Annotated in this window: 17 protein-coding genes; 13 read left to right on the forward strand and 4 right to left on the reverse strand. The window is 53.1% G+C overall.

Translation table 11 applies throughout. The features are described from left to right. Window positions 1-2 precede the first annotated feature (2 nt). From rbsA to kup, 3 genes are all read right to left on the reverse strand, one after another. Window positions 3-1,508: a ribose ABC transporter ATP-binding protein RbsA gene (rbsA, locus tag OQV00_RS26125; protein WP_004869243.1), complete on the reverse strand. Its 1,506-nt coding sequence runs from the start codon at window positions 1,506-1,508 to the stop codon at window positions 3-5. 10 nt (window positions 1,509-1,518) lie between these two features. Then, window positions 1,519-1,938 (reverse strand): D-ribose pyranase, encoded by a 420-nt coding sequence (rbsD, locus tag OQV00_RS26130; protein ID WP_004869242.1) that lies wholly within the window; start codon window positions 1,936-1,938, stop codon window positions 1,519-1,521. Window positions 1,939-2,123: 185 nt separating this feature from the next. Further along, on the reverse strand, window positions 2,124-3,992 hold the full coding sequence (gene kup / locus OQV00_RS26135) for a low affinity potassium transporter Kup (protein WP_004869240.1): 1,869 nt from the start codon (window positions 3,990-3,992) through the stop codon (window positions 2,124-2,126). Between the two features lie 217 nt (window positions 3,993-4,209). On the opposite strand from kup, the gene ravA reads away from it, so the two are divergent. Beyond that, complete coding sequence (gene ravA, locus OQV00_RS26140; protein ID WP_004869239.1) at window positions 4,210-5,709, forward strand: ATPase RavA; 1,500 nt, start codon at window positions 4,210-4,212, stop codon at window positions 5,707-5,709. Further along, entirely contained in the window at window positions 5,706-7,154 is a 1,449-nt protein-coding gene (viaA, locus tag OQV00_RS26145; protein ID WP_004869237.1) for an ATPase RavA stimulator ViaA, read from the forward strand. The genes ravA and viaA overlap by 4 nt, the downstream gene beginning before the upstream one ends. Before the next feature lie 17 nt (window positions 7,155-7,171). On the opposite strand, the gene asnA is transcribed toward viaA, so the two are convergent. Next, window positions 7,172-8,164 (reverse strand): aspartate--ammonia ligase, encoded by a 993-nt coding sequence (gene asnA, locus OQV00_RS26150; protein WP_004869235.1) that lies wholly within the window; start codon window positions 8,162-8,164, stop codon window positions 7,172-7,174. A 152-nt stretch (window positions 8,165-8,316) separates the two neighbouring features. Here asnA and asnC point away from each other — a divergent pair, with 152 nt between their 5' ends. The 11 genes from asnC to atpG all read left to right on the forward strand — a co-directional run bounded on the left by asnC (window position 8,317) and on the right by atpG (window position 17,964). Then, a complete protein-coding gene (gene asnC, locus OQV00_RS26155) occupies window positions 8,317-8,775 on the forward strand; it encodes a transcriptional regulator AsnC (RefSeq protein ID WP_004869233.1) in 459 nt (152 codons plus the stop codon). A 91-nt stretch (window positions 8,776-8,866) separates the two neighbouring features. Further along, window positions 8,867-9,307 carry an FMN-binding protein MioC gene (gene mioC / locus OQV00_RS26160; protein ID WP_004869231.1) on the forward strand — a complete coding sequence of 147 codons (441 nt, stop codon included), beginning with the start codon at window positions 8,867-8,869 and terminating at the stop codon, window positions 9,305-9,307. Between the two features lie 381 nt (window positions 9,308-9,688). After that, the gene (mnmG, locus tag OQV00_RS26165) at window positions 9,689-11,578 is read left to right on the forward strand and encodes a tRNA uridine-5-carboxymethylaminomethyl(34) synthesis enzyme MnmG (RefSeq protein WP_234537000.1); all 1,890 of its coding nucleotides are present in this window, start codon (window positions 9,689-9,691) and stop codon (window positions 11,576-11,578) included. Between the two features lie 115 nt (window positions 11,579-11,693). Continuing rightward, window positions 11,694-12,317 (forward strand): 16S rRNA (guanine(527)-N(7))-methyltransferase RsmG, encoded by a 624-nt coding sequence (rsmG, locus tag OQV00_RS26170; protein WP_004869227.1) that lies wholly within the window; start codon window positions 11,694-11,696, stop codon window positions 12,315-12,317. A gap of 614 nt (window positions 12,318-12,931) precedes the next feature. After that, window positions 12,932-13,312 carry a F0F1 ATP synthase subunit I gene (atpI, locus tag OQV00_RS26175; RefSeq protein ID WP_004869225.1) on the forward strand — a complete coding sequence of 127 codons (381 nt, stop codon included), beginning with the start codon at window positions 12,932-12,934 and terminating at the stop codon, window positions 13,310-13,312. A gap of 8 nt (window positions 13,313-13,320) precedes the next feature. Further along, entirely contained in the window at window positions 13,321-14,136 is an 816-nt protein-coding gene (gene atpB, locus OQV00_RS26180; RefSeq protein WP_004869223.1) for a F0F1 ATP synthase subunit A, read from the forward strand. A gap of 47 nt (window positions 14,137-14,183) precedes the next feature. Further along, window positions 14,184-14,423, forward strand: coding sequence for a F0F1 ATP synthase subunit C (gene atpE / locus OQV00_RS26185; RefSeq protein WP_000429386.1), 240 nt, complete (start codon window positions 14,184-14,186; stop codon window positions 14,421-14,423). A gap of 54 nt (window positions 14,424-14,477) precedes the next feature. Then, on the forward strand, window positions 14,478-14,948 hold the full coding sequence (atpF, locus tag OQV00_RS26190) for a F0F1 ATP synthase subunit B (protein WP_004869221.1): 471 nt from the start codon (window positions 14,478-14,480) through the stop codon (window positions 14,946-14,948). 14 nt (window positions 14,949-14,962) lie between these two features. Next, complete coding sequence (gene atpH / locus OQV00_RS26195; protein ID WP_004869220.1) at window positions 14,963-15,496, forward strand: F0F1 ATP synthase subunit delta; 534 nt, start codon at window positions 14,963-14,965, stop codon at window positions 15,494-15,496. Between the two features lie 12 nt (window positions 15,497-15,508). Beyond that, window positions 15,509-17,050, forward strand: a complete 1,542-nt coding sequence (atpA, locus tag OQV00_RS26200) for a F0F1 ATP synthase subunit alpha (RefSeq protein ID WP_004869219.1) — start codon at window positions 15,509-15,511, stop codon at window positions 17,048-17,050. 50 nt (window positions 17,051-17,100) lie between these two features. Continuing rightward, a complete protein-coding gene (atpG, locus tag OQV00_RS26205; RefSeq protein ID WP_004869218.1) occupies window positions 17,101-17,964 on the forward strand; it encodes a F0F1 ATP synthase subunit gamma in 864 nt (287 codons plus the stop codon). Window positions 17,965-17,978: the final 14 nt, after the last annotated feature.

Raw genomic sequence — 17,978 nt, forward strand, 5'->3', positions numbered from 1 at the left:
TTTTACTCCTGATTCACACGGTTAAGCTTGCCCACAGCGGCAGCCATCAATACTTCCTGGGTGGCCTGCTCGCGTGTGAACTCACCGCCGAGATGCCCTTCATGCATCACGATGATGCGATCGCTCATGCCCAGCACTTCCGGCATCTCCGAAGAGACCAGAATGATGCTCAGACCATCGGCTTTAAACTGGTTGATCAGCTGATAGATCTCTTTCTTCGCCCCCACGTCCACGCCGCGGGTCGGTTCATCAAGGATCAGCACCTTCGGCCGCGTCATCAGCCCGCGGGCGATGGCCACTTTTTGCTGGTTACCGCCGGAGAGCAGACCTATTGCCTGTTCCATTGACGGCGTTTTCACATTGAACAGGCGGATAAAATCGCTCACCGCCTGCTGCTCATCTTTGTGTTTCAGGCGGCCACCAGCATGGCTGAAATAGCGCAGTGCCGTTAACGACATGTTTTCTTTCACCGACATACCGAGCACTAAGCCATCGCGCTTGCGGTCTTCGGAAATATAGACAATCCCGTTTGCCAGACCATCCTGAGGGGAACGGGTCACCACTTCATGGCCGTCGAGCGTGACGGAACCGCTGGTGCGCGGCAGCGCGCCGTACAGCACCTTCATCAACTCCGTGCGTCCGGCCCCCATCAGCCCGGCGACGCCGAGAATTTCGCCCTGACGAAGGGAAAAGGTCACATTTTCAACGCCCGGTCCGCACAGATTGTCCACCTTCAGACGAACCGTACCGGGCGCTTTATCCAGGTGCGGGTACTGATCTTCCAGCTTGCGGCCAACCATCATTTCGATCAGCAGATCTTCATTCAGACTGGCTACCTCGCGCTCGGCGATAAACTGCCCGTCGCGAAAGACCGTCACATCATCGCAAATCTCGAAGATCTCTTTCATACGGTGAGAGATATAGACAATTCCGCGCCCCTGCGCTTTCAGCTCGCGGATGACGCGGAACAGAGATTCCGTTTCGGTATCGGTCAATGCGTCCGTTGGTTCATCCATAATGATGACCTTCGACTCAAAGCTCAGCACCTTGGCGATTTCAACCATCTGCTGATCGCCAATCGACAGATCGCCCACCAGCTTCTGGCTGTTAAAGCGTAAATTCAGCTTTGCCAGCAGTTTGTCGGCTTCGGCATACATTGTTTTCCAGTCGATTTTGCCAAACCGGTTCACGAACTCACGACCGAGGAAAATGTTTTCCGCGATCGTCAGCTGTGGGATCAGATTGAGTTCCTGGTGAATAATGCCGATACCGGCTTCCTGGGAGGATTTCGGTCCGTTGAAGGTGATCTCTTTGCCGAGCCACAACAGCGAGCCGGCATCGCGGGTATAGATCCCGGTCAGCACCTTCATCATGGTGGATTTGCCGGCGCCGTTTTCGCCGACCAGCGCCATCACGCGGCCAGCATAGACATTGAGCGAGGCGCCGGAGAGCGCCTTAACGCCAGGGAACGCTTTATCGATCCCTTTTAATTGCAATAAGGCTTCCATATCGGCGACCTCAGAACGTCACGCCGGCACAGAGAATAACGTTCGCATACGGGGAACACTCCCCGCTGCGAATCACCGCCTGACTATCTGCGGTTTGTTTTTTAAACTGCTCATGACTGGTGTAACGAATTTCAATGGTGTTTCCCTGGTGTTGCTGCAGCAGCTCAAGGTGAGTGAGCAACGTCGCATGGAGCTGCGGATTATGAGTTTTTATCTCTTCCGCCAGGATCGCCGCCTCAACCTGCATTTCCGCCGTCACCACCTCCAGAACCTGCATAAAGGAGGGAACGCCCTGGGTTAATGCCATATCGATGCGCGCGCTGCTGCGGGGAACCGGTAAACCGGCATCGCAGACCACCAGCGTATCGGTATGACCCAGGCGGGAGATAACCGAGGAAATATCAGCGTTAAGTACGGTGCCTTTTTTCATTTTTCTCTTTTGCTCCATTAGCGAAACGTTTCGCTGAAGAAATTATTGTCAAAATGCGCGCAGAAAACCATCTTCAGAAGAGAGAAATGTGATCGCCATCGAAACGTTTCGCAAGCGGGAGAAGAGAAAAGTGAAGCGGGGCAAAAAACCAAAAAAAGCCCTTCACGTGGAAGGGCTTCAGAGCATCAGATTTCGACCTGGGTACCGAGTTCAATCACCCGGTTTGGCGGGATTTCAAACTGGTCCGGCGCCCTCAGGGCGTTACGCTGCAGCAGGAGGTACAGTTTTCCGCGCAAACGCAGATACCATGGCCGTTTGCCGATAATCAGCGATTCATGCGACATAAAGAAGGAGGTTTCCATCATCCGACAGCTCAGTCCTTCCAGCCCGCAGCGGTGGAACACCTCTTCCACGTTTGGCGTTTCGCGCCAGCCGTAGCTGGCCACCACGCGCCAGAACGACGGTGAGATTTGCTCAATCTGCACCCGGCGGACGTTATGCACATAAGGCGCATCTTCAGTACGCAGCGTCAGCAGAATCACGCGTTCATGCAGCACCTTGTTGTGCTTCAGGTTATGCAGCAGGGCAAACGGAATCACGTTCAGCGCACGGGACATATATACGGCAGTCCCCGGCACGCGAACCGGCGGTGATTTCTCCAGGGAAGAGATCATCGCTTCCAGAGAGTTACCGTGTTCATGCATCCGACGCAGCAGACGGAAACGCTCGCTTTTCCAGGTCGTCATCACGGTGAACATCACCAGACCCAGGGTTAACGGCAGCCAGCCGCCGGAAACAATCTTATCGAGGTTGGCCGAGAACAGCGGAAAATCAATGCTCATAAAGGCGATAAGGAGCAGCGCGACAACGAACTTATTCCAGCGCCAGTTTTTACGCGCGACCGTAGTGAAGAGAATCGTGGTCAACACCATGGTTCCCGTTACCGCGATCCCGTATGCCGCCGCCAGGTTCGAAGAGTGCTCGAAGTTGATAATCACGATCACCACCGAGACATACAGCAGCCAGTTGATGAACGGAATATAGATCTGTCCGGACTCCATTTCCGAGGTATGAATAATCCGCATCGGCGACAGATATCCCAGACGAACCGCCTGGCGAGTCAGCGAGAAGACGCCGGAAATTACCGCCTGTGAGGCGATAACCGTCGCCAGCGCCGCAATGATCAGCATCGGAATCAGCGCCCATTCAGGGGCCAGCAGGAAGAAGGGGTTTTTGATCGCCTCCGGGTGCTGCAACAGCAGCGCTCCCTGACCGAAGTAGTTCAGCACCAGCGAGGGCAGCACCACCGAGAACCAGGCCAGGCGAATCGGAAGTTTGCCAAAGTGCCCCATATCCGCATACAGCGCTTCAACACCGGTAATGGACAGCACCACCGCGCCCAGCGCAACAAAAGAGACGGTTTTATATTCAAGGAAGAAATGAACCGCCCAGTAAGGGTTTAGCGCCTGCAGCACTTCCGGGTTGGCGATAATGCTGCGCGCGCCCAGCACCGCCAGCAGCAGGAACCAAATCAGCATAATCGGCGCGAACAGCTTGCCGACCATGCTGGTGCCGTGCTTCTGGATAGCAAACAGCAGCGTCAGCACGATAATGGAGATGGGGACAATCCAGGTATCCAGATTAGGGGCGATAATTTCCAGCCCTTCAATAGCCGACATCACCGAAATCGCTGGCGTAATCACCACTTCGCCATAGAAGAAGCTGCCGCCGATCAGGCCAAGAATAACCAGAACCGACGTCATTCGCGCGGACGTATTGCGGCCCGCCAGCGACATCAGCGTCAGGATCCCCCCTTCACCGGCGTTATCTGCGCGCATGACGAAGGTGATATATTTGAGTGATACGGTAAAGATCAATAGCCAGAATATTAGCGACAGAAAGCCAAAAACAGCATCACGTTCAACGCCAAACCCAAACTGACCAGACAGACATTCCCGAAGTGTATACAGCGGACTGGTACCGATATCTCCGTATACCACGCCGATAGCCGCCAGCGTTATTGCTGGCAACGATTGCTTATTATCAGTGCTCATAGACTAGTCTTTTCGTTTATAAAACAAATGTGTGCCTAGTCCCTTGGCCCACAAAAAGCGCACAGTATGCACGATTATTTGCTGAATCGTACCCCTAACGAACATCATATTAACCTGACTCAAAGAAAATAAATCGATTCTTCAGGCTATTACCATCCCTAATCAAACATCTATACTCGGATCAATAACGACACATGAAAAAGCACGCAACTCAATTATGGCTCAATCACATTTACTGGCAGAAAGAATTTCCCGGCTCAGCGCCTCCCTCGAAAAAGGTTTGTTCGAACGCAGTCACGCGATACGACTCTGCCTGCTTGCCGCACTCAGCGGCGAAAGCGTTTTTTTACTCGGTCCGCCGGGCATCGCTAAAAGCCTGATCGCCCGCCGCCTCAAATTTGCCTTTCAGCAAGCCCGCGCCTTTGAATACCTGATGACCCGCTTTTCCACTCCGGAAGAGGTTTTTGGTCCACTCTCCATCCAGGCGCTGAAGGATGAAGGACGCTACGAACGCCTGACGACAGGCTACCTTCCGGAAGCCGAAATTGTCTTCCTCGATGAAATCTGGAAAGCCGGGCCGGCTATCCTCAACACCTTACTGACGGCAATCAACGAACGTCATTTCCGCAACGGGGCGAAAGAAGAAAAAATCCCCATGCGCCTGCTGGTGGCGGCCTCAAACGAATTACCGGAAGCGGACAGCAGCCTTGAAGCGCTGTACGACCGTATGCTCATCCGTTTATGGCTGGATAAGGTTCAGGATAAAACGAACTTCCGCTCGATGCTGATAAGCCAGCAGGATGAAAACAGCAACCCGGTCCCCGCCAGCCTGCAGGTCAGCGACGAAGAGTTCCGGCAGTGGCAGCAGGATATCAGCGCCGTGAAGCTTCCGGATAGTGTGTTTGAGCTTATCTTCCAGCTCCGCCAGCAGCTGGATACGTTACCGGGTTCGCCTTATGTCTCGGATCGGCGCTGGAAAAAGGCCATTCGTCTGCTGCAGGCCAGCGCCTTCTTCAGCGGCCGGGATACTATTGCTCCTATCGATCTGATTTTGCTGAAAGATTGTCTGTGGCACGATATCGAAAGCATGAATCTGATGTCACAGCAGCTGGAAACCTTGATGACCAGCCATGCCTGGCAACAGCAGGCAATGCTGACCAAACTGGGCGCCATAACCCAAAGACGCATCCAAATCCAACAGCAGCACAGCGACAAAACCGCGCTGAAGGTCACGCGCCTCGGCGGGATGTTCAGCCGTAAGCCGCATTATGAATTACCGTCTGAACTCAAAGATACCACGCTGACTCTGCTGCTCCAGCAGCCGCTTAAGCTGCACGATATGGAAGTGATTCATATTACCTTCGTCCGCGAAGAGCTTTCGCACTGGCTGGAAAAAGGCGGTGAAATCCGCGGCAAGCTTAACGGCATTGGTTTCGCCCAGCAGTTGAATATCGATGTCGATGCCAGCCAGCATCTGGTTGTGCGCGACGTCAGCCTGCAAGGATCCCGTCTTTCGTTGCCCGGCAGCGAATCGCAAGAAAACATGCCGGCAGAAATCCGCCAGCAGCTGGAAGCGCTGGATGACGAGTGGCACCAGCAACATAACCGCTTTAGCGAACAGCAAAAATGTCTGTTTATTCCCGGTGACTGGCTAGGACGTATTGAAGCCAGCCTGCAGGACGTCGGCACGCAGATTAAACAGGCGCGACAGCCATGACGCTGGATATGCTGAATGTCATGCTGGCAGTCAGCGAAGAGGGGATGATCGAGGAGATGCTGCTGGCGCTGCTGGCCTCTCCTCAGCTTGCCGTGTTCTTCGAAAAATTTCCGCGCCTGAAGAATATTATCGCCGCCGATATTCCACGCTGGCGGCAAGCCGTCAGAGCACGACTCAAAGAGACGCCGATCCCGCCGGAGCTGGATATTGAAGTACAGCACTATCAGCGATCGCAGCTGCTCTCCACCTCGCAGTTCATCGTGCAGCTCCCGCAGATCCTTGGCCAGCTGCATCAGCTGCACTCGCCGTTTGCAGCCCAGGCGCAGCTGCTGGTGGATGACAATGCGACCTTCACGCCCGCACTACATACCCTGTTTTTACAACGCTGGCGTCTGAGTCTGGTGGTGCAGGCAACCACACTCAACCAGCAGCTACTGGATGAAGAACGCGATCAGCTGCTGAGCGAAGTCCAGGAGAGGATGACGCTGAGCGGGCAGCTGGAGCCGGTGCTGGTGGAAAACGATAACGCCGCGGGCCGGCTGTGGGATATGAGCGCAGGTGAGCTGAAGCGCGGTGACTATCAGCTGATCGTTCGCTACGGTGACTTTCTCAGCCAGCAGCCGGAGCTGATGCAGCTGGCTGAACAGTTAGGCCGCTCGCGGGAAGCCAAATCGGTACCGAAAAAGGATGCGCCGATGGAAGCCTTTCGCAGCCTGGTGCGTGAGCCGGCAACGGTACCGGAACAGGTTGATGGCCTACAACAGAGCGACGATATCCTGCGCCTGCTGCCGCCGGAGCTGGCGACGCTGGGGATCACTGAACTGGAATTCGAGTTCTATCGCAAGCTGGTAGAAAAGCAGCTGCTGACCTATCGGCTACATGGCGACGCCTGGCGGGAAAAAATCACCGAGCGGCCGGTGACCCGACAAGATGTTGACGAGCAGCCGCGCGGACCGTTTATCGTCTGCGTCGATACTTCCGGCTCGATGGGCGGTTTCAACGAACAGTGCGCCAAGGCATTTTGCCTGGCATTAATGCGGGTGGCGCTGGCGGACAATCGCCGCTGCTTTATTATGCTTTTCTCCAGTGAAGTCGTGCATTACGAGCTGACGGGCCCGCAGGGTCTGGAGCAGGCGATCCGCTTCCTGAGCCAGCGTTTTCGCGGCGGTACGGATTTAGCCAGCTGTTTCCGTTCGATCATTGAGCGAATGCAAAATCCGCAGTGGGTCGATGCCGATGCGGTGGTGATTTCCGATTTTATTGCCCAGCGGCTGCCGGACGAGGTGATCAATAAGGTGGGGGAGCTACAGCGCAAGCATCATCATCGCTTTCATGCGGTGGCGATGTCTGTACATGGCAAACCCGGCATAATGCGCATCTTCGATCATATCTGGCGCTTTGATACCGGGTTACGTAGCCGCCTGCTGCGACGCTGGCGGCGTTAACGGATCTCTCCGGGCAATTAAAGGAGCGAAGTCACGCTCTCACGAACCTGCGCCGGCCATACGCCGCACTGCACCTGGCCGATATGATCCAGCTGCAGCAGCAGCATGGTAAGACGGGATTGACCAATGCCGCCGCCAATAGTCTGCGGCATTTCACCGCGCAGCAGCGCCTGGTGCCACTCCAGTTTCAGACGATCCTCATCACCGGTGATCGCCAGCTGGCGCTTCAGGGCCTCGGCATCCACGCGAATCCCCATAGAGGAGAGCTCGAAAGCGTCTTCCAGCACCGGGTTCCACACCAGAATATCGCCGTTCAGGCCGCTAAAGCCTTCCTCAACCGACGTACTCCAGTCATCATAATCCGGCGCACGAACGTCGTGACGCTGACCATCAGAAAGCTTACCGCCAATCCCTATCAGGAATACGGCTCCCAGCTCTTTGGCAATCGCCCGCTCGCGGCCTTTGGCATCGAGATCCGGATAACGGCTCAGCAGCGTCTGGCTATGGACAAACTGAATCTGTTCCGGCAGGAACGGCGTCAGGCCGAACTCTTTACATACGGCGGCTTCGGTCGCTTTGATCCCGGCGTAGATAGCCTCTACGGTTGATTTTAATGTGCCGACATGACGTTCATCATCACCCATCACGCGTTCCCAGTCCCACTGGTCGACGTAAACGGAGTGAATGGCGGTCAGTCGGTCTTCATCGGGGCGAAGGGCCTTCATGTGCGTGTACAGCCCTTCGCCCGCGCTGAAGTCGTGTTGTCCCAGGGTTTGACGTTTCCACTTCGCCAGTGAATGAACCACTTCGAACTGGGCGTCTGGCAGTGTTTTCACTTTCACCTGAACCGCTTTCTCGCAACCAGACAGGTTGTCCTGAGTCCCGTCTCCTACGCGGCTTAAGATAGGTGCCTGGACTTCAATCAGACCAAGCTTCTCTTCCAGCTGGCGGGAAAAGTGAGACTTAACGAAACTAATCTGGCGTTGTTTTGCGATGTATGCGGTTTTCATTTTTTATTACTCCTGCGTCCTGTTGATATTGATTAAGCAACAAAAACGACCACCAATTCAATAATCAAACAACAAAAAGCCATGTTCACTTTTGATTCATTAAAATATATGGCTAATATAGAAAGAATCATCAAACATCATAAGAAAAACCTATGGAAAATTATCAGATCGACAATCTGGACCGCGGCATCCTGGAAGCCTTAATGGCCAATGCCCGTACCGCCTATGCTGAACTGGCCAAACAGTTTGGCGTCAGCCCGGGGACGATTCATGTTCGTGTGGAGAAGATGAAACAGGCGGGCATCATCACCGGTGCCCGTATCGACGTGAACCCCAAACAGCTCGGTTACGACGTCTGCTGCTTTATCGGCATTATTTTGAAAAGCGCCAAAGACTATCCCTCTGCGCTGGCCAAACTCGAAAGCCTCGACGAGGTTACCGAGGCCTACTACACCACCGGGCACTACAGCATCTTTATTAAGGTGATGTGCCGCTCGATCGATGCCCTGCAGCAGGTACTTATCAACAAGATCCAAACAATCGATGAAATTCAGTCCACCGAGACCCTGATCTCCCTGCAGAACCCGATCATGCGGACCATCCGCCCGTGATCGGGCTTTTTTAATCCCACATTTTCCACAGGTAGATCCCAGCTCTCACACAGCGTACAATGTGCCACTCTGAATAATTGAGCAGACGATCATGGCAGACATTACGCTTATCAGCGGCAGTACCCTGGGCAGTGCGGAATATGTAGCGGAGCATCTGGCTGAAAAGCTGGAAGAGGCGGGCTACAGCACCGAAATCCAGCACGGTCCGTTGATCGAGGATCTGCAGGCTGAAGGGATCTGGTTAGTTATCTCCTCGACACATGGTGCGGGCGATATCCCTGATAATCTGCTGCCGTTCTATGAAGCGCTTCAGGAAAAGCAGGCAGACCTGTCCGCCGTTCGTTTTGGCGCCGTAGGTATTGGTAGCCGCGAATACGACACCTTTTGCGGCGCCATCGACAAAATCGACAGCGCATTGAAGGCATGTGGAGCCCAACAGATCGGCGAAACGCTGAAGATAAATGTCCTGGAACATGAAATTCCGGAGGATCCGGCTGAGATTTGGGTCGGATCCTGGAAAGATTTACTCTAAGTTTTGTAAAGATCGTCCGATCTTCTGTGGATAACTACAGTTAAAAGCTCTGATCAACCGGTAGTTATCCAACGTATAACCAGTGGCTGCTTTTTGACCTGTGTATAACCCTTCATTTTGATCCCAGCTTATACGGAACAGGATCACCGATCATTCACAGATAGTGATCCTTCTTAAGCATTTGATCTTAAAACGCGGATCCGGCTTATCCACAGAAAGGTTCGATCCTAATAAGAGATCACAATAAAACAGATCTCTAAATAAAAGATCTTCTTTTTAATACTCAAGATCCCGGAGCTTTCTCGATCGACTAAAGTTGAGTAGAATCCACGGCCCGGGCTTCAATCCATTTTCAAACCGCTTTATGCGAGGCATACCACCATGTTTTATCAGGATCCTTTTGACGTCATCATCATTGGCGGGGGTCATGCAGGCACTGAGGCCGCGATGGCCGCAGCGCGAATGGGTCAGCAGACCCTGCTTTTGACACACAATATCGACACGTTGGGGCAGATGAGCTGCAACCCGGCGATTGGCGGCATTGGGAAAGGACACCTGGTAAAAGAAGTGGATGCGCTTGGCGGACTGATGGCGAAAGCGATCGACCAGGCAGGCATTCAGTTTAGGATACTAAACGCCAGCAAAGGCCCGGCGGTACGGGCGACACGCGCTCAGGCAGACCGCGTGCTCTATCGTCAGGCGGTGCGCACTGCGCTGGAAAACCAGCCCAACCTGATGATCTTCCAGCAGGCGGTTGAGGATCTGATTGTTGAAAACGATCGGGTTGTCGGTGCCGTTACCCAAATGGGTCTGAAATTCCGCGCCAAAGCGGTGGTCCTGACCGTCGGCACCTTCCTTGACGGCAAGATCCATATCGGACTGGATAATTACAGCGGTGGTCGCGCAGGCGATCCGCCGTCCATCCCCCTTTCTCGCCGCTTACGTGAGCTGCCGCTGCGCGTCAGCCGCCTGAAAACCGGTACGCCGCCGCGTATTGACGCCCGTACCATCGATTTTAGCGTTCTGGCGCCGCAGCATGGTGATAACCCCATGCCGGTCTTCTCGTTCATGGGCAACGTGGCTCAGCATCCGCAGCAGGTACCGTGCTATATCACGTATACCAACGAGAAAACCCACGACGTGATCCGTAATAACCTCGATCGTAGCCCAATGTATGCCGGGGTGATTGAAGGGATCGGACCGCGTTATTGCCCGTCGATCGAAGATAAAGTGATGCGTTTTGCCGATCGTAACCAGCATCAGATCTTCCTCGAGCCAGAAGGGCTGACATCCAACGAAATTTATCCAAACGGTATCTCCACCAGCCTGCCGTTTGACGTACAAATGCAAATTGTTCGCTCTATGCAAGGCATGGAGAACGCCAGAATCGTTCGTCCAGGCTACGCTATTGAGTACGACTTTTTCGACCCGCGCGATCTGAAGCCGACGCTGGAAAGTAAATATATCCACGGTCTGTTCTTTGCCGGACAGATTAACGGCACCACGGGTTACGAAGAAGCTGCCGCCCAGGGGCTGCTTGCCGGTCTGAACGCCGGTCGTTTCTCTGCGGAAAAAGAGGGATGGGCGCCGGCGCGTTCGGAAGCCTACCTCGGCGTGCTGGTCGACGATCTGTGTACTCTGGGGACCAAAGAACCGTACCGGATGTTTACTTCACGCGCCGAATATCGTCTGATGCTGCGCGAAGATAACGCCGATTTGCGTCTGACGGAACAGGGGCGTGAACTGGGTCTGGTCGATGATGAACGCTGGGCGCGTTTCAACGAGAAGCTGGAAAGCATTGAGCTGGAGCGTCAGCGTCTGAAATCCACCTGGGTTTATCCGGCGGCGGACAGTGCGGAAGAAGTGAATACTCACCTGACTGCACCACTTTCTCGCGAAGCGAGTGGAGAAGATTTACTCCGTCGTCCGGAAATGACCTATGAGCAGCTGGTTCAGCTGTCGCCGTTCGCGCCGGGCCTCGAAGATGTGCAGGCCGCAGAACAGGTCGAAATCCAGGTGAAGTACGAAGGGTATATTGCTCGTCAGCAGGAAGAGATCGAAAGACAGCAGCGTAATGAGAATACGATCCTGCCGGCAACGCTTGATTATCGTCAGGTGATCGGGTTGTCGAATGAGGTGATTGCCAAGCTCAACGATCACAAACCGTCTTCAATCGGTCAGGCTTCGCGTATTTCCGGCATCACGCCAGCGGCGATCTCTATTTTGCTGGTCTGGCTGAAAAAGCAGGGGATGCTGCGCCGTAGCGCCTGATTGCCCTGACAGGCGGAATTTGGCGGATAGCAGGCTGCTTCTCCGCCCTTTTTGATTCACCGGCCCGGTAAGCGTCATCGCCTCCGGGCTCATTATTTCTGGACAGGTACTGAACGTGCTCAACAAACTCTCTCGTCTGCTGGCTGAAGCCGGTATTTCGCTCACCGATCACCAGAAAAACCAGCTGGTGGCCTACGTTGGCATGCTGGATAAGTGGAACAAAGCCTACAATCTGACTTCCGTTCGCGATCCGAATGAGATGCTGATTCGCCATATCCTCGATAGCATTGTTGTTGCGCCGTACCTGCAGGGAACGCGTTTTATCGACGTCGGAACAGGGCCTGGACTACCGGGAATCCCGCTGGCGATAGTTCTCCCGCAAGCACATTTCACGCTGCTGGACAGCCTCGGTAAGCGCGTGCGTTTTCTTCGTCAGGTCCAGCATGAGTTAAAACTGGAGAATATCGCCCCGGTACAGAGCCGCGTGGAAGATTTCCCCGCTGAGCCGCCGTTCGATGGCGTCATCAGCCGCGCATTTGCCTCGTTGAATGACATGGTCAGCTGGTGTCATCATCTGCCGTCGGAAACCGGCTGCTTCTATGCGTTGAAAGGGGTGGCCCAGGAAGATGAAATGGCAAATCTTCCCGAAGGATACACCGTCAGCGAGATCATCAGGCTGCATGTTCCTGAGCTGGAAGGGGAGCGTCACCTGGTGGTTATTAAGCCAAAAATGATTTAGTTTTTATCAAAAAATGTGAAAAAAATGAGACCGCCGCATGTTACAAAAATAAATGTCACTGCGAGCTATTCCCGGCGTGTTTTAACCATGTTTTTACTATGGGTTATCTCGAAGTTAACTTTAACGGTTGGTTAACCCATAAAATAGTCAACATTGAAAATATCAGTACGCTAAAAATCGAGCAACTGACAGGGCATACGGATGTTAAATATTTATTATAAATGTCAATAAAAGGTTTTCATTGTATGCGCGGTTGTTTTATAAAAACTGCTCATTTTTTATCTTTAATATCAAAAAGATGAAAACAGACAATTTATGAGCGGAATTAATTCGCTTTACTCTAAAATGTTTAATATGTGATCTGGTGCACGCTTTAATCTCTGTGTTTTCTCAGTATTTGCAGTTTCGTATGACGGCTCACAGATTGGCAAAATGCAGGAAAAGTTGCCTGCTGGAAAATAATTAAACATTTATTCACTATTTTGCTACTTATTGTTTGAAATCACGGGGCGTCACCGTATAATTTGTCCGCTTTTTGATGCTTGACTCTTCGTCTTAAAGGACGTTTTATACGACACGCGACATACCTCGAAGGGAGCAGGAGTAAAAACGTGATGTCTGTGTCGCTCTTGAGTCGAAACGTTGCTCGTAAGCTTCTGTTTATTCAGTTACTGGCAGTAATAGCAAGTGGACTGCTGTTCAGCCTAAAAGACCCCTTCTGGGGCGTCTCCGCAGTATGCGGAGGTTTGGCGGTTGTTTTGCCAAACATGTTGTTTATGATTTTTGCCTGGCGTCATCAGGCGCATACACCATCTAAAGGCCGAGTGGCCTGGACCTTCGCCTTCGGCGAAGCTTTCAAGGTGTTGCTGACCTTTGCCCTCCTCGCGGTGGCGCTGGCCGTATTCAAAGTGGTATTCATGCCGCTGATAGTGACGTGGGTTTTGGTGCTGGTGGTACAAATTCTGGCACCAGCTGTAATTAACAACAAAGGGTAAAAGGCATCATGGCTGCAGAAAATATGACGCCGCAGGAATACATAGGCCACCATCTGAACAACCTTCAGCTGGACCTGCGTACTTTCTCGCTGGTGGATCCGCACAACCCCCCGGCCACCTTCTGGACGCTCAACATTGACTCCATGTTCTTCTCAGTGGTGCTCGGTCTGTTGTTCCTTACCATTTTCCGTAGCGTTGCGAAAAAAGCGACCAGCGGTGTTCCTGGTAAACTCCAGACGGCTATCGAAATGACCATTGGCTTCGTCCATGGCAGCGTCAAAGACATGTATCATGGCAAGAGCAAGCTGATTGCTCCGCTGGCCCTCACCGTGTTCGTCTGGGTATTCCTGATGAACCTGATGGACCTGCTGCCAATCGACCTGATTCCGTATATCGGCGAACACATTTTCGGCCTGCCTGCACTGCGCGTGGTTCCGTCTGCTGACGTGAACATCACCCTGTCGATGGCGCTTGGCGTGTTTATCCTGATTCTTTTCTACAGCATCAAAATGAAAGGCGTGGGTGGGTTCGTTAAAGAACTGACTCTGCAGCCGTTCAATCACTGGGCGTTCATTCCTGTCAACTTAATCCTTGAAGGGGTAAGCCTGCTGTCCAAACCGGTTTCACTTGGTCTGCGACTGTTCGGCAACATGTATGCCGGTGAGCTGATTTTCATTCTGATTGCTGGTCTGCTGCCGTGGTGGTCACAGTGGGTTCTGAATGTGCCATGGGCCATTTTCCACATCCTGATTATTACGCTGCAAGCCTTCATCTTCATGGTTCTGACGATCGTCTATCTGTCGATGGCATCTGAAGAGCATTGATTTTTACCAACATACTACGTTTTTACTGAAACAAACTGGAGACTGTCATGGAAAACCTGAATATGGATCTGCTGTACATGGCTGCCGCTGTGATGATGGGTCTGGCGGCGATCGGTGCTGCGATCGGTATCGGCATCCTCGGGGGCAAATTCCTGGAAGGCGCAGCGCGTCAACCGGATCTGATTCCTCTGCTGCGTACTCAGTTCTTTATCGTTATGGGTCTGGTGGATGCTATCCCGATGATCGCTGTAGGTCTGGGTCTGTACGTGATGTTTGCTGTCGCGTAGTAAGTTGTTCGAAAGAAACCTAAGCCACAGAGTTAATTTAAGAGGTATTGTGCTGTGAACATGAACGCAACAATCCTCGGCCAGGCCATCGCGTTTGTTCTTTTCGTATGGTTCTGCATGAAGTACGTATGGCCGCCGTTAATGGCTGCCATCGAAAAACGTCAGAAAGAGATTTCTGACGGTTTGGCTTCTGCAGAACGCGCTAAGAAAGATTTGGACCTTGCACAGGCCAACGCGACCGACCAGCTGAAAAAAGCGAAAGCGGAAGCTCAGGTCATCATCGAGCAGGCGAACAAGCGTCGCTCTCAGATGCTGGACGAAGCTAAAGCTGAAGCAGAACAGGAACGCACCAAAATCGTCGCACAGGCGCAGGCTGAAATCGATGCCGAACGTAAACGTGCTCGCGAGGAGCTGCGTAAGCAGGTCGCAATCCTGGCTGTTGCTGGCGCCGAGAAGATCATCGAACGTTCCGTGGATGAAGCTGCTAACAGCGACATCGTGGACAAACTTGTCGCTGAACTGTAAGGAGGGAGGGGCTGATGTCTGAATTTGTAACGGTAGCTCGCCCCTACGCCAAAGCAGCTTTTGACTTTGCCGTCGAACACAAAAGTGTTGAACGCTGGCAGGATATGCTGGCGTTTGCCGCTGAAGTGACCAAAAACGAACAAATGGCAGAGCTTCTGTCCGGTGCTCTGGCGCCGGAAACGCTCTCTGACGCGTTCATTGCGGTATGCGGTGAGCAACTGGACGAAAATGGCCAGAACCTGATTCGGGTTATGGCTGAAAATGGTCGTCTGCAAGTGCTCCCGGATGTTCTTGAGCAATTTATTCACCTGCGCGCTGCCAGTGAGGCAACCGCAGAGGTAGATGTTATTTCTGCCTCCCAGTTGAGTGAAGCACAGCTTGAGAAGATCGTCGGCGCGATGGAAAAACGTCTGTCACGCAAAGTTAAGCTGAATTGCAAAATCGATAAGTCTGTTATGGCAGGTGTTATCATCCGTGCGGGTGATATGGTCATTGATGGTAGCGTACGCGGCCGTCTTGATCGCCTTGCAGACGTCTTGCAGTCTTAAGGGGACTGGAGCATGCAACTGAATTCCACCGAAATCAGCGAACTGATCAAGCAGCGCATTGCTCAGTTCAATGTGGTGAGCGAAGCTCACAACGAAGGTACTATTGTTTCCGTCAGTGACGGTGTTATCCGCATCCACGGCCTGGCCGATTGTATGCAGGGTGAGATGATTTCCCTGCCGGGTAACCGTTACGCTATCGCACTGAACCTGGAGCGCGACTCCGTAGGTGCAGTAGTCATGGGTCCGTACGCTGACCTCGCCGAAGGCATGAAGGTTAAATGTACTGGCCGTATCCTTGAAGTTCCGGTTGGCCGTGGCCTGCTGGGTCGCGTGGTGAACACCCTGGGTGCACCTATCGACGGTAAAGGTCCGGTTGAGCACGATGGCTTCTCGCCAATCGAAGTTATCGCTCCGGGCGTTATCGAACGTCAGTCCGTCGATCAGCCGGTACAAACCGGTTATAAATCCGTCGATGCCATGATTCCAATCGGCCGTGGCCAGCGTGAGCTGATCATCGGTGACCGTCAGACCGGTAAAACCGCGATGGCAATCGATGCGATCATCAACCAACGTGATTCCGGTATCAAGTGCGTCTACGTTGCTATCGGCCAGAAAGCGTCCACCATTTCTAACGTGGTACGTAAACTGGAAGAGCACGGCGCGCTGTCCAACACTATCGTTGTTGTGGCGACCGCTTCTGAATCTGCTGCACTGCAATACCTGGCACCGTATGCCGGTTGCGCAATGGGCGAATACTTCCGCGATCGCGGTGAAGATGCGCTGATCGTTTACGATGACCTGTCTAAACAGGCTGTTGCTTACCGTCAGGTTTCCCTGCTGCTCCGTCGTCCGCCAGGACGTGAAGCATTCCCGGGCGACGTGTTCTACCTCCACTCCCGTCTGCTGGAGCGCGCATCCCGCGTTAACGCGGAATACGTTGAGAAATTCACCAAAGGTGAAGTTAAAGGTAAAACCGGCTCCCTGACCGCACTGCCGATTATCGAAACCCAGGCGGGTGACGTTTCTGCGTTCGTTCCGACCAACGTAATCTCCATTACCGATGGTCAGATCTTCCTGGAAACCAACCTGTTTAACTCCGGTATTCGTCCTGCGGTTAACCCGGGTATCTCCGTATCCCGTGTGGGTGGTGCTGCTCAGACCAAGATCATCAAGAAACTGTCCGGTGGTATCCGTACCGCGCTGGCACAGTATCGTGAACTGGCTGCGTTCTCTCAGTTCGCATCCGATCTGGATGAAGCAACCCGTAAACAGCTGAGCCATGGTCAGAAAGTAACCGAGCTGCTGAAACAGAAACAGTATGCACCTATGTCTGTAGCACAGCAGGGTCTGGTCCTGTTTGCTGCTGAACGCGGTTACCTCGAAGATGTGGAACTGGCGAAAATCGGTAGCTTCGAAGCCGCTCTGCTGGCTTACGTTGACCGTGACCACGCTCCGCTGATGCAAGAGATTAACCAGACCGGTGGCTATAACGACGAGATCGAAGGCAAGCTGAAAAGCATCCTCGACTCCTTTAAAGCAACCCAGTCCTGGTAAAGTCTGGCGGCTTGCCTTAGGGCAGGCCGCAAGGCATTGAGGAGAAGTTCATGGCCGGCGCAAAAGAGATACGTAGTAAGATCGCAAGCGTCCAGAACACGCAAAAGATCACTAAAGCGATGGAAATGGTCGCCGCTTCCAAAATGCGTAAATCGCAGGAGCGCATGGCGGCCAGCCGTCCTTATGCAGATACTATGCGCAAAGTGATTGGTCACCTTGCAAACGGTAATCTGGAATATAAGCACCCGTACCTGGAAGAACGCGACGTTAAACGCGTGGGCTACCTGGTGGTGTCGACCGACCGTGGTCTGTGCGGCGGCTTGAACATTAACCTGTTCAAGAAAGTGCTGGCAGATATGAAAGTATGGTCCGATAAAGGCGTTCAGTGCGACATCGCAATGATCGGCTCTAAAGGCGTATCTTTCTTTAGTTCCGTCGGTGGCAATATTGTCGCCCAGGTGACTGGCATGGGGGATAACCCATCGCTGTCCGAACTGATCGGCCCGGTAAAAGTGATGTTGCAGGCCTATGATGAAGGCCGTCTGGACAAGCTGTACGTTGTCAGCAACAAATTTATTAATACCATGTCCCAGACTCCGACCATCACTCAGCTGCTGCCGTTACCGGCATCAGAAGATGCTGAGCTGAAGCGTAAATCCTGGGATTATCTGTATGAGCCAGACCCGAAAGCGCTGCTGGATACCCTCCTGCGTCGTTATGTCGAGTCCCAGGTTTATCAGGGCGTGGTAGAAAACCTGGCCAGCGAGCAGGCCGCACGTATGGTGGCGATGAAAGCCGCAACCGATAATGGCGGCAGCCTGATTAAAGAGCTGCAGTTGGTATACAACAAAGCTCGTCAGGCCAGCATTACTCAGGAACTCACCGAGATCGTCGGTGGTGCATCCGCGGTATAACCAGGTTAATTCGT

The sequence above is a fragment of the Klebsiella sp. DY2415 genome, assembly GCF_026314315.1.
Classification (GTDB): domain Bacteria; phylum Pseudomonadota; class Gammaproteobacteria; order Enterobacterales; family Enterobacteriaceae; genus Klebsiella; species Klebsiella ornithinolytica.

Excerpts from the sequence above, each read along its gene's own strand:
- atpA (WP_004869219.1), top strand. The coding sequence starts at position 15,509 with ATGCAACTGAATTCCACCGAAATCAGCGAACTGATCAAGCAGCGCATT.
- atpE (WP_000429386.1), top strand. The coding sequence starts at position 14,184 with ATGGAAAACCTGAATATGGATCTGCTGTACATGGCTGCCGCTGTGATG.
- ravA (WP_004869239.1), top strand. The coding sequence starts at position 4,210 with ATGGCTCAATCACATTTACTGGCAGAAAGAATTTCCCGGCTCAGCGCC.
- mioC (WP_004869231.1), top strand. The coding sequence starts at position 8,867 with ATGGCAGACATTACGCTTATCAGCGGCAGTACCCTGGGCAGTGCGGAA.
- mnmG (WP_234537000.1), top strand. The coding sequence starts at position 9,689 with ATGTTTTATCAGGATCCTTTTGACGTCATCATCATTGGCGGGGGTCAT.
- rbsA (WP_004869243.1), bottom strand. The coding sequence starts at position 1,508 with ATGGAAGCCTTATTGCAATTAAAAGGGATCGATAAAGCGTTCCCTGGC.
- atpI (WP_004869225.1), top strand. The coding sequence starts at position 12,932 with ATGTCTGTGTCGCTCTTGAGTCGAAACGTTGCTCGTAAGCTTCTGTTT.
- atpG (WP_004869218.1), top strand. The coding sequence starts at position 17,101 with ATGGCCGGCGCAAAAGAGATACGTAGTAAGATCGCAAGCGTCCAGAAC.
- asnC (WP_004869233.1), top strand. The coding sequence starts at position 8,317 with ATGGAAAATTATCAGATCGACAATCTGGACCGCGGCATCCTGGAAGCC.
- viaA (WP_004869237.1), top strand. The coding sequence starts at position 5,706 with ATGACGCTGGATATGCTGAATGTCATGCTGGCAGTCAGCGAAGAGGGG.
- atpH (WP_004869220.1), top strand. The coding sequence starts at position 14,963 with ATGTCTGAATTTGTAACGGTAGCTCGCCCCTACGCCAAAGCAGCTTTT.
- atpB (WP_004869223.1), top strand. The coding sequence starts at position 13,321 with ATGGCTGCAGAAAATATGACGCCGCAGGAATACATAGGCCACCATCTG.
- kup (WP_004869240.1), bottom strand. The coding sequence starts at position 3,992 with ATGAGCACTGATAATAAGCAATCGTTGCCAGCAATAACGCTGGCGGCT.
- asnA (WP_004869235.1), bottom strand. The coding sequence starts at position 8,164 with ATGAAAACCGCATACATCGCAAAACAACGCCAGATTAGTTTCGTTAAG.
- rbsD (WP_004869242.1), bottom strand. The coding sequence starts at position 1,938 with ATGAAAAAAGGCACCGTACTTAACGCTGATATTTCCTCGGTTATCTCC.